This is a genomic window from Escherichia sp. WS1152 (assembly GCF_046487665.1).
Taxonomy (GTDB): Bacteria; Pseudomonadota; Gammaproteobacteria; order Enterobacterales; family Enterobacteriaceae; genus Escherichia; species Escherichia coli.
Window position 1 is genome coordinate 135898 of sequence record NZ_JBJQJA010000010.1, and the last position, 15819, is coordinate 151716.

Here is a 15819-nt window from a genome sequence, read left to right on the forward strand (position 1 = left end):
AGGGTAACGCCAGGATGTAACAGATACGAGGGGCGAAACGATAAAGCGTGAGATGGCGCGCAATTGGGTATGCGCGCCAGAGTGATTAATGCAGGATTTTCGCGAGGAAGTCTTTTGCGCGGTCCGATTTCGGATCATCGAAGAACGCATCTTTCGGCGAGTCTTCAACAATTTTACCCTCATCCATAAAGATCACCCGATTCGCCACTTTACGGGCAAAGCCCATTTCGTGGGTCACCACCATCATGGTCATCCCCTCGTTCGCCAGTTCCACCATCACGTCCAGTACTTCGTTGATCATCTCCGGGTCTAGTGCCGATGTGGGTTCGTCGAACAGCATCGCAATAGGATCCATACACAATGCGCGAGCAATTGCCACACGCTGCTGCTGGCCGCCGGAAAGCTGCGCCGGAAATTTATTGGCATGTGCGGAAAGTCCCACGCGCTCCAGCAATTTCAATGCTTTTTCACGAGCCGGTGCTTTATCGCGTTTAAGCACTTTCACCTGCGCCAGGGTCAGGTTTTCGATAATCGACAGATGAGGGAACAGCTCGAAATGTTGGAATACCATCCCGACGCGAGAACGCAGCTTTGCCAGATCGGTTTTCTTGTCGTTAACCACGATACCATCGACGGTGATTTCACCTTGCTGCACTGGTTCGAGGCCGTTGACGGTTTTAATCAGCGTTGATTTGCCGGAACCAGACGGGCCGCAAACCACCACCACTTCGCCTTTTTTCACTTCGGTTGAGCAGTCGGTCAGCACCTGAAAGTGACCATACCATTTTGAAACATTTTTCAGGGTAATCATTATGCTGTCCTTCTTTTCAAGTAGCTGACCAACAACGACGCGCTAAGGCTAATAACGAAATAAACAAATCCGGCAAACAGGATCATCTCAACCTGCGTGCCATCACGCTCACCAATGGTTGAGGCGGTACGGAAGAAATCGGCCAGAGATAACACATACACCAGCGAGGTATCCTGGAACAGTACGATGCCCTGAGTGAGCAGCAGCGGCACCATCGCGCGGAACGCCTGCGGCAGAATAATCAGTTTCATCGTCTGCCAGTGAGTCATTCCCAACGCCAGCGCGGCGCTCGACTGACCACGAGAAATACTTTGAATACCGGCACGGATAATCTCTGAATAGTAGGCCGCTTCAAACATCGAAAACGCCACCATCGCCGAAATTAAACGGATATCATTTTTTGGTGATAATCCCAGCACGTTTTGCAGAAAACCCGGCACGATCAGGTAAAACCACAGCAAAACCATAACTAAAGGAATCGAGCGGAATACGTTAACGTAGGCTTTGGCAAACCACGCTACGGGCGCAAAGCTGGACAAGCGCATCACCGCCAGCATGGTGCCCCACAAAATACCAATCACGACTGCCGTGACGGTGATTTTCAGCGTGATCACCAGCCCGTCGAGCAGATATGGCAGGGAAGGAACAATGGAACTCCAGTCAAACTCGTACATTATTTGCCCCCCATGTTGCCGGGCAGGCGAACTTTACGTTCAACCAGCGTCATCACCAGCATGATAAAAGCGTTAATCAATACATACGCCAGCGTAATGGCGGTAAACGACTCCCAGGCGTGAGCCGAGTAGTCGAGCAATTTACCTGCCTGCGCTGCCATATCTACCAGACCGATGGTCGAGGCGATGGCGGAGTTTTTCACCAGGTTCATCATCTCTGAGGTCATCGGCGGGACGATAACGCGATAAGCATTAGGCAGCAGTACGTAGCGGTAAGCCTGCGGCAGCGTCAGACCCATAGCCAGCGCGGCATTTTTTTGCCCGCGCGGCAGCGACTGAATCGCGGCGCGTACCTGTTCGCAAACACGGGCGGCGGTAAACAGCCCCAGGCAGAGCATGGATGAAAGGAAAAACTGAATATTGGGATCCAGCTCGGCCTTAAACCACATGCCGATTTTCTCCGGCAACAGCTCCGGGATCACCAGATACCAGGTAAAGAATTGCACAATCAACGGCACGTTGCGGAACAGTTCGACATACAACGTACCCAGACCGGAGAGAAAACGGTTTGGAACGGTACGTAAAATGCCGAAAAATGAACCGACGAGGAAAGCGATAATCCAGGCGCAGATCGACAAAGCGATCGTCACCTGAAAACCACTCCAGATCCAACCAAGATAGGTGGTGTTGCCGAACGGGGCTTGTTGTAAAAAAATACCCCAGTTCCAGTCTATAGACATAAATCTACTCCAGAAAAAAGAGGGTAGCAGCGTTAACTGCTACCCTCGAAGATTGTTACCCAGCGTATTGCGGTTTTCAGGCCCGATGGGGAACGACCATCAGGCGTATAGTCTGTCCGTGCTACGTAACAATCGAGAGGGCTAGAATTTCCGCCCCTGGTTCTTGTAATTAGTTCAGTGCTTTGTCATTCGGTTCTTTGAACAGTGCTTTCATTTCGTCTGACAGTTCGAAATTCATGTTCAGGTTTTTCGGCGGAATGGGATTTTTGAACCATTTATCAAACCATTTTTCCGCTTCACCGGAGGTCTGCACCTGAGCGATAGTGTCATCCATCAGCTTTTTGAACTGCGGATCGTCTTTACGCAACATGCAACCATAGGCTTCCTGAGACTGCGGCTTGCCGACGATATCCCAGTTGTCTGGTTTCTTCGCTTTCGCACGTTCACCGGCCAGCAGAGCATCATCCATCATAAAGGCAACGGCACGACCGCTTTCCAGGGTACGGAAAGAGTCACCGTGATCTTTGGCGCTGATGATGCGCATATTCATTTTTTGCTCTTCATTCAGTTTGTTGAGCAAAACTTCAGAGGTAGTGCCGGAAGTGACGACTACGGCTTTGCCTTTCAGGTCGGCAAAATCTTTGATATCGCCGCCCTTTTTGGTCAACAGGCGCGTACCGACCACGAAAATAGTGTCAGAGAAAGCCGCCTGTTTTTGGCGTTCGACGTTGTTGGTGGTAGAACCACATTCAAAATCGAAAGTGCCGTTTTGCAGAAGAGGAATACGGTTTTGTGAGGTGATCGGAATCAGTTTCACCTGCAAGTCCGGTTTGTTGAGTTTCTTTTTCACTGCTTCAACAATGGCGTTGGAGTAATCCTGCGAGTAACCCACCACTTTTTGCTGATTGTCGTAATAAGAGAAAGGTACTGAAGATTCACGGTGACCGACGACAATCACGCCGTTTTTGGCGATTTTGTCCAGCGTACTGCCCGCTACCGGGGCGGCGTCATCTGCCTGTGCCAGTCCTGCGGAAAGCGCCAGGGCCAGGATTGCTGTGGCAGGTTTACGTAATTGCATATCCAACTCCTTTATCTTCTGCGTTAAGAACGCATGGATACTCGTTGTGAGTGTTTGTGTTGTTATCGTCTGCAACTTTATTGTGCAGTGTTGTGACTGTTAGGTAACATTTAGTTTGGTTAAATGTAAAGATATTGATGTTTTATTGTTTGTTTTTGCGAGGTGCACCGCACCATTCCGAAGCAAAATTCTTAAAATGCACTCTTTTGGTGCTACCGGTGGATTGCTGCGGTGCAACCGGGTTGTACTGATGCTGGTTAAAGCTTTGCCTTGTATAACAAAGCAATAGATGTGCCAAAGTTGGATAGGAGAATATTGTTATCCGGATAATGCACTGATGCCGCATCCGGTGAGCGTGCCGAAATATGGGATGTATTCCGGCACGATAAGAAGGGATTATTTACGTCGCTGACGCAGACTCATCAACACAGCAGCAAAACCAAACAGTGCCGTCAGCACCCACAGCGGCCAGTTGCCGGTACGTGCGTATGGTGTGAGTCCGGTGGTCGGCGTCACGTTAGTGGTTAACACCTCGCGGGTGAACTGCGGGATCATCGCCTGAATCTCACCCTGCGGGCCAATCACCGCCGTAATGCCGTTGTTGGTGCTGCGCAACAGTGGGCGCGCCAGCTCCAGCGCACGCATTCGCGCCATCTGGAAGTGCTGCCATGGACCAATAGACTTACCAAACCACGCATCGTTGGAGATAGTCAGCAGATAGTCGGTATCCGGGCGGAAGTTATCGCGCACTTGCTCGCCGAGAATGATCTCGTAGCAAATAGCCGCAGTAAGCTCAATACCGTTTACTGACAGCGGCGGCTGGATATATGGCCCACGGCTGAACGACGACATCGGCAGATCAAAGAACGGTGCTAACGGACGCAGAATCGACTCCAGCGGGACAAACTCGCCAAACGGCACCAGATGGTTTTTGTTATAGCGATCGGCTGATTCGTAGCTGTACGGTGCACCTTTACCCAGCGTGATAATGGTGTTGTAGGTATCGTAGCGGTTCTGCTTATTGAGGCGCGCGTCGACAATCCCGGTTACCAGCGTACTCCCTTTATCGCGCAACTCACCGTCCAGTGCTTTGAGGAACGGTTGCTGATTAATTTCCAGATCGGTTATCGCCGACTCCGGCCAGATAATCAACGATGATTTGCCCATCAGCGGTGCCGTTGCGTTGTAGTAAATCTTCAGCGTATTAAGAAGCTGATCTCCATCCCATTTCAGTGATTGCGGAATATCGCCCTGAACCATCGAAACCTGAATGGTTTTCTCCGGTTGCGGGGTAAACCATTGGATGTAACGCAGCGGGAAGGGAAGGGCAAACAGCACGACGGCCACCACCAGCGGACGCCAGTTGCGTTTGACTAACGCCAGTGCCAGCAGGCCGCTAACCATCATCAGCAGGAAGTTAATGGCTTCCACGCCCATTATTGGTGCCAGCCCTTTTAACGGGCCATCAATCTGGCTATAGCCGAACTGTAACCACGGGAAGCCGGTCAGTACCCAACCACGCAGAAACTCGGTCACTTGCCAGAGAGCAGGGGCGGCAATCGCCACGCGCAGCCAGGTGGTTTTCGGCCACAGACGCGACAGCACGCCAGCAAACAGTCCGGTATACAGCGACAAATACGCCGCCAGCAGCACCACCAGGAAGATGTTAACCGGGCCAGGCATCCCGCCAAAGGTCGCGATGCTGACATAGACCCAGTTAATACCGCTGCCAAAGAGGCCAAATCCCCAGCAAAAGCCAATAGCGGCAGACTGGAGTGGACGGCGGTTAAAGGTCAACGCCTGAAGCCCCATCAGCGAAATAATCGCCGCAGGCCAGACATCGTAAGGAGAGAAGGCCAGCGTTCCGCAGGCACCGAATAATAACGCCAGCAGCAGGCGAATGCGCTGGCGTTCAATTAATGAGGCAAAAGCCATGTAGTTATCTATCCAGTTTCGGTTTTATTCATCCAGCTTCGGCTGGGGTGAGTCATCCGGGATTTTGACATGAACCTGAATAATACGCCGACTGTCGGCCATCGCCACTTTGAACTGGTAACCGTCGATGTCGATAGTTTCGCCACGCGCCGGAAGATGCCCAAATGCCTGCATCACCAGACCACCGATAGTGTCAACCTCTTCATCGCTAAAGTGGGTGCCGAACGCTTCGTTGAAGTCTTCAATGGAAGCCAGTGCGCGCACGGTCCAGGTATGACGACTCAGCTGACGGAAGTCGATATCATCTTCTTCGTCATACTCGTCTTCAATCTCACCAACAATTAGTTCCAGGATGTCTTCAATGGTCACCAGACCGGAAACCCCACCGAATTCGTCAATAACGATCGCCATGTGGTAACGCTGAGAGCGAAACTCTTTCAGCATCCGGTCTACGCGCTTACTTTCAGGAACGACAACCGCCTGACGTAACACTTTGTCCATGCTGAAGGCTTCAGCATCGCTGCGCATAAACGGCAGCAAGTCTTTCGCCATCAGAATCCCTTCAATGTGATCTTTGTCTTCGCTAATCACCGGGAAACGTGAGTGGGCGGACTCGATGATGACATCAAGGCATTCGTCCAGCGTCTGGTTGCGTTTCAGGGTAATCATCTGGGAGCGGGGGATCATGATGTCGCGAACGCGTTGGTCTGCGATGTCCATCACCCCTTCGAGCATATCGCGCGTATCTTCGTCGATAAGGTCGTTCTGCCCGGAATCACGGATCAGCGCCAGCAGTTCGTCACGGTTTTTCGGTTCACCGTGGAAAAGTTGGCTGAGTAACAGGGAGAAAAATCCCTTCTTGTTGCTTATCGTGTCACTACTGTGTGAATTGTCGTCGCTCATGGCGTCGTATGGGTTCTCATGTTAGTTAATCAAAACGCCGTCGTTAATCACCAACGGCGGGGACGTCTGCCAGTCAAATGCCTGGCAAATTATTCTTTCTCGGCAATGTACGGATCCTCATAGCCCAGAGCAAGCATAATCTCTGTTTCGAGGGCTTCCATTTCTTCTGCTTCGTCATCTTCGATGTGATCGTAACCTAACAAATGCAGACTGCCGTGCACCACCATATGCGCCCAGTGCGCCTCCAGTGGTTTGCCTTGCTCCTGAGCTTCCTTCTCAACCACCTGACGGCAGATAACCAGATCGCCCAGTAGCGACATTTCCATGCCAGGCGGCACTTCAAACGGGAAGGAGAGCACGTTGGTCGGCTTATCCTTACCGCGATAGGTCAGATTCAGACTGTGGCTTTCGGCGGTATCGACCACGCGAATAGTCACTTCCGATTCTTCCTGAAACTGCGGGATCACCGCATTCAGCCATGTTTGAAACTGGCTCTCTTCCGGTAACCCGGAATTATCTTCACATGCCAGTTGTAAATCGAGGATCACCTGACTCATTTTTGTTCCTGTTCTTCGCGCTTGCGTTCTGCCGCCAGCGCCGCTTTTCGTTTTTGTTCGGCTTCTTCCCAGGCTTCATAGGCGTTAACGATACGCGCCACCACAGGGTGACGAACCACGTCTTCGCTGTGGAAGAAGTTAAAGCTGATCTCTTCGACATCGGCCAGCACTTCGATGGCGTGACGTAAGCCTGATTTAGTATTACGCGGCAGGTCGATCTGTGTGACGTCGCCGGTGATAACCGCTTTTGAGTTAAAACCGATACGGGTCAGGAACATCTTCATCTGTTCGATGGTGGTGTTCTGGCTCTCATCGAGAATGATAAACGCGTCGTTCAGCGTACGACCACGCATATAGGCCAGCGGCGCGACTTCAATAACGTTGCGCTCAATCAGTTTCTCAACTTTCTCAAAGCCCAGCATTTCAAACAGCGCGTCGTACAGCGGGCGCAGATACGGGTCTACTTTCTGGCTTAAATCGCCAGGCAGGAAGCCCAGTTTCTCACCGGCTTCGACCGCCGGACGAGTCAGCAGAATACGGCGAATCTCCTGACGCTCCAGGGCATCAACTGCCGCAGCCACTGCCAGGTAGGTTTTACCCGTACCCGCCGGGCCAACGCCGAAGGTAATGTCATGGTCGAGAATATTGGCGATGTACTGCGCCTGGTTTGGCGTGCGCGGCTTAATTACGCCGCGTTTGGTTTTGATATTGACCGCTTTGCCGTACTCCGGCACGCTCTCCGCACTTTGCTCCAGTACTCGCGCTTCTTTAATCGCAAGGTGGATCTGTTCCGGTTCGATATCCTGAATCTGACCGCGCATCGGGGCTGTATCGACATACAGGCTACGCAGAATGTCTGCCGCAGCGGTGACGCAAATCGGACGGCCGGTCAGTTTAAAGTGGTTATCGCGGCGATTGATCTCGATGCCGAGACGGCGTTCGAGCTGCTTGATGTTGTCATCAAACGGGCCGCACAGGCTCAACAGACGCGCGTTGTCTGCTGGCTCCAGGGTGATTTCGCGAGTGTCTATGTTCAAACCGTTCCTCTTATCTGTATGCCGCCGGAAGCTGAACATTCACCGGCCTATAAGGAAATTATTCACGCCACAGGAAAAAGGCGCAAGCATTGCGATAATGATGGGGATAAAGAGAGAAAAAACAAGGCCCACCGGAACGGCAGGCCTGAGAATTACGGCTGATAATAACCCACGCCAAGGTCGTTTTCTTTGCGGGTGCGGGCAATCACCGACTCCGGTGTTTCTGCCATGCGCAGACCCATTTCATCTTCAGTTCGCACCACTTTACCGCGCAGAGAGTTCGGGTAGACGTCGGTAATTTCTACATCGACGAATTTACCGATCATATCCGGCGTGCCTTCGAAGTTGACCACGCGGTTATTTTCCGTACGCCCGGAAAGCTCCATGATGCTCTTACGCGATGTACCTTCTACCAGAATACGCTGGGTGGTGCCGAGCATCCGGCGGCTCCACGCCATCGCTTGCTGATTAATGCGCTCTTGCAGAATATACAGACGCTGCTTCTTCTCTTCTTCCGGAACATCATCCACCATATCGGCGGCGGGCGTCCCCGGACGTGCAGAGAAGATAAAGCTGTAGCTCATGTCGAAATTGACGTCGGCAATCAGCTTCATCGTTTTCTCGAAGTCTTCGGTGGTTTCGCCAGGGAAGCCAACAATGAAGTCAGAACTGATCTGAATATCCGGACGCGCCGCACGCAGTTTACGGATGATCGCTTTGTACTCCAGCGCCGTGTGAGTACGGCCCATCAGGTTCAGAATGCGATCGGAACCGCTTTGTACCGGCAGATGCAGGAAGCTCACCAGCTCAGGCGTGTCGCGGTACACTTCGATGATATCGTCGGTGAATTCGATCGGATGGCTGGTGGTAAAGCGAATACGATCGATCCCGTCGATCGCAGCAACCAGACGCAGCAGATCGGCAAACGATCCGGTGGTGCCGTCGTAGTTTTCACCACGCCAGGCGTTCACGTTCTGACCGAGCAGGTTGACTTCACGCACGCCCTGAGCAGCAAGCTGGGCAATCTCAAACAGAATATCGTCAGACGGACGGCTTACCTCTTCACCACGGGTGTAAGGCACCACGCAGTAGGTACAATATTTATTGCAGCCTTCCATGATGGAGACAAACGCGGTCGGCCCTTCGGCGCGCGGTTCCGGTAGACGGTCAAACTTCTCGATTTCCGGGAAGCTGATATCTACAACCGGGCTGCGGTCGCCGCGCACGGAGTTGATCATCTCCGGCAGACGGTGCAGCGTTTGCGGCCCAAAAATAATATCGACATAGTGGGCGCGCTGGCGAATGTGCTCGCCTTCTTGCGATGCCACGCAGCCACCGACGCCGATAATCAGGTCTGGATTCTTCTCTTTTAACAGTTTCCAGCGACCCAACTGATGGAAGACTTTTTCCTGAGCCTTCTCGCGGATTGAGCAGGTGTTCAGCAGCAGCACATCCGCTTCTTCCGCCACGTCGGTCAGTTGATAGCCGTGGGTGGCATCCAGCAGATCGGCCATCTTCGATGAATCGTACTCGTTCATCTGACAGCCCCAGGTTTTAATATGGAGTTTTTTGGTCATCGACTTGCTCTTGCGAAATAGTAGCCAGGAATGCAGGGCGCATAGTGTAATGCTTTGCTGCCGTTGTGACCAGTATGAGCGTTATCAGCCCTTAGGGGTAAAAATCCTGTAAACTTAAAGCATATTGCTAACAGGATGATTGACCATGACAAATCAACCAACGGAAATTGCCATTGTCGGCGGAGGAATGGTCGGCGGCGCACTGGCGCTGGGGCTGGCACAGCACGGATTTTCGGTAACGGTGATCGAGCACGCAGAACCTGCACCGTTTGTCGCTGACAGCCAGCCGGATGTGCGGATCTCAGCGATCAGCGCGGCTTCGGTATCATTGCTTAAAGGGTTAGGGGTCTGGGATGCAGTACAGGCTATGCGTTGCCATCCTTACCGCAGACTGGAAACGTGGGAGTGGGAAACGGCGCATGTGGTGTTTGACGCCGCTGAACTTAAGCTGCCGCTGCTTGGCTATATGGTGGAAAACACCGTCCTGCAACAGGCGTTGTGGCAGGCGCTGGAAGCGCATCCGAAAGTAACGTTACGTGTGCCAGGCTCGCTGATTGCGCTGCATCGCCATAATGATCTTCAGGAGCTGGAACTGAAGGGCGGTGAAACGATCCGCGCGAAACTGGTGATTGGTGCCGACGGCGCAAATTCGCAGGTGCGGCAGATGGCGGGAATTGGCGTTCATGCCTGGCAGTATGCGCAGTCGTGTATGTTGATTAGCGTACAGTGTGAGAACGATCCCGGCGACAGCACCTGGCAGCAATTTACCCCGGACGGACCGCGTGCGTTTCTGCCGTTGTTTGATAACTGGGCATCGCTGGTGTGGTATGACTCTCCGGCGCGTATTCGCCAGTTGCAGAATATGAATATGGCGCAACTCCAGGCGGAAATCGCGAAGCATTTCCCGTCGCGTCTGGGTTACGTTACACCGCTTGCCGCTGGTGCGTTTCCGCTGACGCGCCGACATGCGTTGCAGTATGTGCAGCCGGGGCTTGCGCTGGTGGGCGATGCCGCGCATACCATCCATCCGCTGGCGGGGCAGGGGGTGAATCTTGGTTATCGTGATGTCGATGCCCTGATTGATGTTCTGGTGAATGCCCGCAGCTACGGTGAAGCGTGGGCCAGTTATCCTGTCCTCAAGCGTTACCAGATGCGGCGCATGGCGGATAACTTCATTATGCAAAGTGGTATGGATCTGTTTTATGCCGGATTCAGTAATAATCTGCCGCCGCTGCGTTTTGTGCGTAATCTTGGTTTGATGGCGGCGGAGCGTGCTGGCGTGTTGAAACGTCAGGCGCTGAAATATGCGTTAGGGTTGTAGCCTTACAACATTGCCGGATGCGTGCCAACCGTAGGTCGGATAAGACGCGGCAGCGTCGCATCCGACATTGAAGGATAAGACGTGTCAACATCGCATTCGACATTGAATGAACGCAGAAAAGCAAAAAGCTCGCCGAAGCGAGCTTTTTTAATGTGGCTGGGGTACGAGGATTCGAACCTCGGAATGCCGGAATCAGAATCCGGTGCCTTACCGCTTGGCGATACCCCAACTGGGCGCACTTACGATGTAAGCGTCTTGAATAAATTGGCTGGGGTACGAGGATTCGAACCTCGGAATGCCGGAATCAGAATCCGGTGCCTTACCGCTTGGCGATACCCCAACAAATTGGTTTTTGAATTTGCCGAACGTATTCGACACATTCAGAATTTGGTGGCTACGACGGGATTCGAACCTGTGACCCCATCATTATGAGTGATGTGCTCTAACCAACTGAGCTACGTAGCCAGATTGTTTCTTCGATGGCTGGGGTACCTGGATTCGAACCAGGGAATGCCGGTATCAAAAACCGGTGCCTTACCGCTTGGCGATACCCCAATAACCGGGCGGTGAACCGCTTACTCGAAGAAGATGGCTGGGGTACCTGGATTCGAACCAGGGAATGCCGGTATCAAAAACCGGTGCCTTACCGCTTGGCGATACCCCATCCGTACAACGCTTTCTGGTGAATGGTGCGGGAGGCGAGACTTGAACTCGCACACCTTGCGGCGCCAGAACCTAAATCTGGTGCGTCTACCAATTTCGCCACTCCCGCAAAAAAGATGGTGGCTACGACGGGATTCGAACCTGTGACCCCATCATTATGAGTGATGTGCTCTAACCAACTGAGCTACGTAGCCATCTTTTTTTTCGCGATACCTTATCGGCGTTGCGGGGCGCATTATGCGTATAGAGCCTTGCAGCGTCAACCTCTTTTTCAAGGAAAATTGCTCGAAAGTGACTGTTTGGTTAGGTTGCGAACAGCGTGGCGCTATATTCGTCAATTATTGTTTACTTTGTGTTTTTTCCCCACCCTACAGCCATTCTTTTGTCGTACAGGATGAAATTCGGAATTCAACAATAGTGGTGGGAAATTAATCTATGAAATACTGGCCTACAGTGATGAGTTGTCAAACAGTGATGTGGCAAACCCGGAACATTTCCTTACTGCATATCAGAATTAACAAGCACCTCAATAACTGAAACAGCCCCGGATTTCACCGGGGCTGTTTCGCATTTCTTACTTATACGCCGACTGGTGAACGCCAACCGCACGACCAGACGGATCGTCCATTTTCTTGAACGCCTCATCCCACTCAATCGCTTTAGCGGAAGAACACGCGACGGAAGGACCGCCAGGCACGCACTCAGCGGCGCTCGGAAGCGGGAACAGTTCTTCAAAGATCTCCCGGTACAGATACGCTTCTTTTGAGGTTGGCGTGTTGTACGGGAAGCGGAAGCGGGCAGTTTCCAGTTGCTGATCAGAAACCTGCTGCGCCGCCACTTCTTTCAGGGTGTCGATCCAACTGTAACCGACGCCATCGGAGAACTGCTCTTTCTGCCGCCAGGCCACGCTTGCGGGCAGGTATGACTCAAAACATTCACGCAGGATGTGTTTTTCCATTTTGCCGTTACCGCACATTTTATCCTGCGGGTTAATGCGCATCGCCACATCAAGGAATTTTTTGTCGAGGAACGGAACGCGTGCTTCCACGCCCCAGGCTGACATCGCTTTGTTGGCGCGCGCGCAGTCATACATATGCAGGGCCAGCAGTTTACGCACCGTCTCTTCATGCAGTTCTTTGGCATTCGGTGCTTTGTGGAAGTAAAGATAACCGCCAAACACTTCATCAGAACCTTCACCGGACAGCACCATTTTAATGCCCATTGCCTTGATCTTACGCGACATTAAATACATCGGTGTTGAAGCGCGAATAGTTGTCACATCATAGGTTTCGATGTGGTAAATCACGTCGCGGATGGCATCCAGACCTTCCTGTACAGTGAAGTGAATTTCGTGATGCACCGTGCCCAGATGGTTTGCCACTTCCTGGGCTGCTTTCAGATCCGGTGAACCCGGCAGACCTACAGCAAAGGAGTGTAATTGCGGCCACCAGGCTTCAGAGCGTTCCTGATCTTCCACGCGACGGGCGGCGTATTTCTTGGTGATCGCGGAAATAATTGAGGAATCCAGACCACCCGAGAGCAGCACACCGTAAGGAACGTCAGACATCAGATGGCTTTTAACGGAATCTTCCAGTGCCTGACGCAGCTCGTTTTTGTCGGTCACGTTATCTTTCACTGCATCAAAGTCGAACCAGTCGCGATGATAATAAGAACGGATTTCGCCGTCCTGACTCCACAAATAGCTCCCCGCCGGGAACTCTTTAATCGTGCGGCAAACTGGCACCAGGGCTTTCATTTCTGAGGCCACATACAGCTGACCGTGCTCGTCATAGCCCATATACAGTGGGATGATCCCCAGATGGTCGCGACCAATCAGATATGCATCTTTTTCGCTGTCGTACAGGGCAAAGGCAAACATGCCCTGCAAGTCGTCGAGAAATTCCGGCCCTTTTTCCTGATACAGCGCGAGGATCACTTCGCAGTCAGATCCGGTCTGGAACTGATAACGATCGCCATATTCGGCGCGCAGTGCCTGGTGGTTGTAGATTTCACCGTTTACCGCCAGCACATGAGTTTTTTGTTGGTTGTAGAGAGGTTGCGCCCCCGCGTTAACGTCAACAATTGACAGACGTTCGTGGGCGAGAATGGCGTTATCGCTGGCATAAATACCGGACCAGTCCGGGCCACGATGACGCATCAGGCGTGACAGCTCGAGTGCTTTCTTACGCAGCTCAACTGCGTCTGTTTTGATATCGAATACGCCAAAAATTGAACACATAACCTTCTCCGTTAACCTGGTATTTGTTGCTTGTTGTGTTTGCTTGTTTAAAAAAATGCCGCAAAGCAGCACCGTGCGCAAGCGATTTGGCAGTGCAAAAATAAAAAACGTAATGGTGATTGCTGATTTGTGAAAAAGGGGAGGGTGTGGTGATGTATTTATTGATGGATCGATAATTTTTGGCGAGTTTTATTGAATGGGATGATTTTAATGATGGGTAAAAATAAGAAACCACGCCCTGAGACGTGGTTGCTATTCAGATAACGTCGATTTCAGCGACCGACGGGTAAATCCAGCTTGGGCGGAACGGCATACTGTCGATATCGTCGAGCGATGAAACACCAGAAAGCACCAGAATCGTCTCCAGACCCGCCTGGAAGCCCGCCAGAATGTCGGTGCGCAAGTTATCGCCGACAATCACCGTTTCTTCCGAATGCGCCTGCATTTTGTTTAATGCCGCGCGGATGATCCACGGGCTGGGCTTACCAACATAGAACGGTTTGCGCCCGGAGATTTTCTCAATCCCTGCACACAACGCGCCACAAGCGGGATAAAAACCGCGCCCGTGGGTGTCCGGGTTGGTGGCGATAAAGCGTGCACCGTTAGCGACGAAATAGGCCGCTTTATGCATCATGTCCCAGTTGTAGGAACGCGTTTCGCCAACAATCACAAAATCAGGGTTCACATCGGTAATAGTGAAACCGGCTTTGTACAGTTCATGAATCAGTGCGCCTTCGCCCACCACATACGCTTTCTTGCCTTCCTGGCGACGCAGGAAATCGGCAGTCGCCATCGCAGAGGTATAAAACACGCTATCCGGCACATCGACACCGGCAGTGGCAAAGCGGTTCGCCAGATCTTGCCCGGTCTGCGAAGGATAGTTGGTCAGCAACACCAGCGGCAGGCCTTTATCCATAATCCCGTGCAAAAATTCCGCTGCACCCGGTACGGCGACGTTATCGTGCATCAGCACGCCGTCGATATCGCAAATTACATTTTTAATGGTCATGGACTACCCAGAATATTGACAACAATAAGCGCCACTATAAAAGCACATTAATTTTCCAGCAAATGCTGGAGCAAAATACCGTTGAGCATGGCGCGTTTTACCAGCGCAAAAGCGCCGATTGCCGAGCGGTGATCCAGCTCAGAACGTACCACCGGCAGATTAGTGCGAAACGCCTTCAGCGCCTGGGTATTAATGCAGCTTTCAATAGCAGGGAGCAGCACTTTATCGGCTTCGGTGATTTCACCGGCAATAACAATTTTTTGCGGATTAAATAAGTTGATAGCAATGGCGATGGTTTTGCCCAGATGACGACCGACATACTCAATCACTTCCGAGGCCAGGCTATCGCCTTTGTTCGCGGCTTTGCAGATAGTTTTGATGGTGCAGTCGTCCAGCGGCACGCGGCTCTGGTAGCCCTGCTTTAACAGATTCAACACCCGTTGTTCAATAGCGGCGTTGGCAGCGATAGTTTCCAGGCAGCCAAAGTTGCCGCAGTGGCAGCGTTCACCCAGCGGTTCGACCTGAATATGGCCAATTTCACCGACGTTGCCGTTGCGGCCAATAAAAATGCGCCCGTTAGAGATAATCCCGGCCCCGGTTCCGCGATGGACACGCACCAGAATGGAGTCTTCGCAATCCTGACTTGCACCGAAGTAGTGCTCCGCCAGCGCCAGACTACGGATATCGTGACCAACGAAACAGGTCACTTTAAAACGTTCTTCCAGTGCTTCTACCAGCCCCCAGTTTTCTACCTGAATATGCGGCATGTAATGAATTTTGCCGCTGTCCGGGTCAACAAGCCCTGGCAGGATCACCGAAATCGCGATCAGCTCGCGCAGTTTGCGCTGGTAGCTATCAATAAACTGAGCAATGGCATTCAACAGGGCATGTTCCAGCGTTTGCTGGGTACGTTCCGGTAGCGGGTAATGTTCTTCTGCCAGCACTTTGCTGCTGAGATCAAACAGGGTGATGGTGGCGTCGTGACGACCAAGCCGTACGCCGATTGCGTGGAAATTGCGGGTTTCGGTGACGATGGAGATAGCGCGGCGGCCCCCGGTGGAGGCCTGCTGATCAACTTCTTTGATCAGCCCGCGTTCGATAAGCTGACGCGTAATTTTGGTTACGCTGGCGGGGGCAAGCTGGCTTTGCTCGGCAATCTGAATCCGCGAGATTGGCCCGTACTGGTCAATCAGGCGATAAACCGCCGCGCTGTTAAGCTGTTTTACGAGATCAACATTACCTATCTGAGCTTGTCCGCCTGGTGTCATACTTTCT

The 15819-nt window shown here is 52.2% G+C and carries 13 protein-coding genes and 7 tRNA genes; 1 reads left to right on the plus strand and 19 read right to left on the minus strand.

What is annotated here, in order from left to right; all coding sequences use genetic code 11:
• Nucleotides 1-85 precede the first annotated feature (85 nt).
• From gltL to miaB, 9 genes are all read right to left on the minus strand, one after another.
• Nucleotides 86-811, minus strand: a complete 726-nt coding sequence (gltL, locus tag ACJHW7_RS16765) for a glutamate/aspartate ABC transporter ATP-binding protein GltL (RefSeq protein WP_000631384.1) — start codon at nucleotides 809-811, stop codon at nucleotides 86-88.
• Nucleotides 811-1485, minus strand: a complete 675-nt coding sequence (gene gltK / locus ACJHW7_RS16770) for a glutamate/aspartate ABC transporter permease GltK (protein WP_024227149.1) — start codon at nucleotides 1483-1485, stop codon at nucleotides 811-813. Before gltK ends, gltL begins: the two co-directional genes overlap by 1 nt.
• Nucleotides 1485-2225 (minus strand): glutamate/aspartate ABC transporter permease GltJ, encoded by a 741-nt coding sequence (gene gltJ, locus ACJHW7_RS16775; RefSeq protein ID WP_000020941.1) that lies wholly within the window; start codon nucleotides 2223-2225, stop codon nucleotides 1485-1487. The genes gltK and gltJ overlap by 1 nt, the downstream gene beginning before the upstream one ends.
• A gap of 169 nt (nucleotides 2226-2394) precedes the next feature.
• Complete coding sequence (gltI, locus tag ACJHW7_RS16780) at nucleotides 2395-3303, minus strand: glutamate/aspartate ABC transporter substrate-binding protein GltI (protein WP_001177088.1); 909 nt, start codon at nucleotides 3301-3303, stop codon at nucleotides 2395-2397.
• A 396-nt stretch (nucleotides 3304-3699) separates the two neighbouring features.
• On the minus strand, nucleotides 3700-5238 hold the full coding sequence (lnt, locus tag ACJHW7_RS16785) for an apolipoprotein N-acyltransferase (RefSeq protein ID WP_021556588.1): 1539 nt from the start codon (nucleotides 5236-5238) through the stop codon (nucleotides 3700-3702).
• A 24-nt stretch (nucleotides 5239-5262) separates the two neighbouring features.
• Entirely contained in the window at nucleotides 5263-6141 is an 879-nt protein-coding gene (corC, locus tag ACJHW7_RS16790) for a CNNM family magnesium/cobalt transport protein CorC (protein ID WP_001278605.1), read from the minus strand.
• 89 nt (nucleotides 6142-6230) lie between these two features.
• The gene (gene ybeY / locus ACJHW7_RS16795) at nucleotides 6231-6698 is read right to left on the minus strand and encodes an rRNA maturation RNase YbeY (protein WP_000084469.1); all 468 of its coding nucleotides are present in this window, start codon (nucleotides 6696-6698) and stop codon (nucleotides 6231-6233) included.
• Nucleotides 6695-7735 (minus strand): PhoH family protein, encoded by a 1041-nt coding sequence (locus tag ACJHW7_RS16800; RefSeq protein ID WP_001018040.1) that lies wholly within the window; start codon nucleotides 7733-7735, stop codon nucleotides 6695-6697. Before ACJHW7_RS16800 ends, ybeY begins: the two co-directional genes overlap by 4 nt.
• 152 nt (nucleotides 7736-7887) lie before the next feature.
• Nucleotides 7888-9312 (minus strand): tRNA (N6-isopentenyl adenosine(37)-C2)-methylthiotransferase MiaB, encoded by a 1425-nt coding sequence (miaB, locus tag ACJHW7_RS16805; protein ID WP_000162739.1) that lies wholly within the window; start codon nucleotides 9310-9312, stop codon nucleotides 7888-7890.
• 145 nt (nucleotides 9313-9457) lie between these two features.
• Here miaB and ubiF point away from each other — a divergent pair, with 145 nt between their 5' ends.
• A complete protein-coding gene (gene ubiF / locus ACJHW7_RS16810; RefSeq protein ID WP_021556589.1) occupies nucleotides 9458-10633 on the plus strand; it encodes a 3-demethoxyubiquinol 3-hydroxylase in 1176 nt (391 codons plus the stop codon).
• Between the two features lie 153 nt (nucleotides 10634-10786).
• Here the strand turns inward: ubiF and ACJHW7_RS16815 are convergent.
• The 10 genes from ACJHW7_RS16815 to nagC all read right to left on the minus strand — a co-directional run bounded on the left by ACJHW7_RS16815 (nucleotide 10787) and on the right by nagC (nucleotide 15812).
• A tRNA-Gln gene (locus ACJHW7_RS16815) sits at nucleotides 10787-10861 on the minus strand.
• Nucleotides 10862-10898: 37 nt separating this feature from the next.
• Nucleotides 10899-10973 (minus strand) — tRNA-Gln (locus ACJHW7_RS16820).
• A 48-nt stretch (nucleotides 10974-11021) separates the two neighbouring features.
• Nucleotides 11022-11098: transfer RNA gene (locus ACJHW7_RS16825), tRNA-Met, on the minus strand.
• Between the two features lie 15 nt (nucleotides 11099-11113).
• Nucleotides 11114-11188 (minus strand) — tRNA-Gln (locus ACJHW7_RS16830).
• 34 nt (nucleotides 11189-11222) lie between these two features.
• Nucleotides 11223-11297, minus strand: a tRNA-Gln gene (locus tag ACJHW7_RS16835).
• Between the two features lie 23 nt (nucleotides 11298-11320).
• Nucleotides 11321-11405: transfer RNA gene (locus ACJHW7_RS16840), tRNA-Leu, on the minus strand.
• A gap of 8 nt (nucleotides 11406-11413) precedes the next feature.
• A tRNA-Met gene (locus tag ACJHW7_RS16845) sits at nucleotides 11414-11490 on the minus strand.
• Nucleotides 11491-11870: 380 nt separating this feature from the next.
• Nucleotides 11871-13535 (minus strand): asparagine synthase B, encoded by a 1665-nt coding sequence (asnB, locus tag ACJHW7_RS16850; RefSeq protein ID WP_000337066.1) that lies wholly within the window; start codon nucleotides 13533-13535, stop codon nucleotides 11871-11873.
• Nucleotides 13536-13791: 256 nt separating this feature from the next.
• Nucleotides 13792-14544 carry a ribonucleotide monophosphatase NagD gene (nagD, locus tag ACJHW7_RS16855; protein WP_000153129.1) on the minus strand — a complete coding sequence of 251 codons (753 nt, stop codon included), beginning with the start codon at nucleotides 14542-14544 and terminating at the stop codon, nucleotides 13792-13794.
• Between the two features lie 47 nt (nucleotides 14545-14591).
• Entirely contained in the window at nucleotides 14592-15812 is a 1221-nt protein-coding gene (gene nagC, locus ACJHW7_RS16860; RefSeq protein WP_000187594.1) for a DNA-binding transcriptional regulator NagC, read from the minus strand.
• Nucleotides 15813-15819 lie beyond the last annotated feature (7 nt).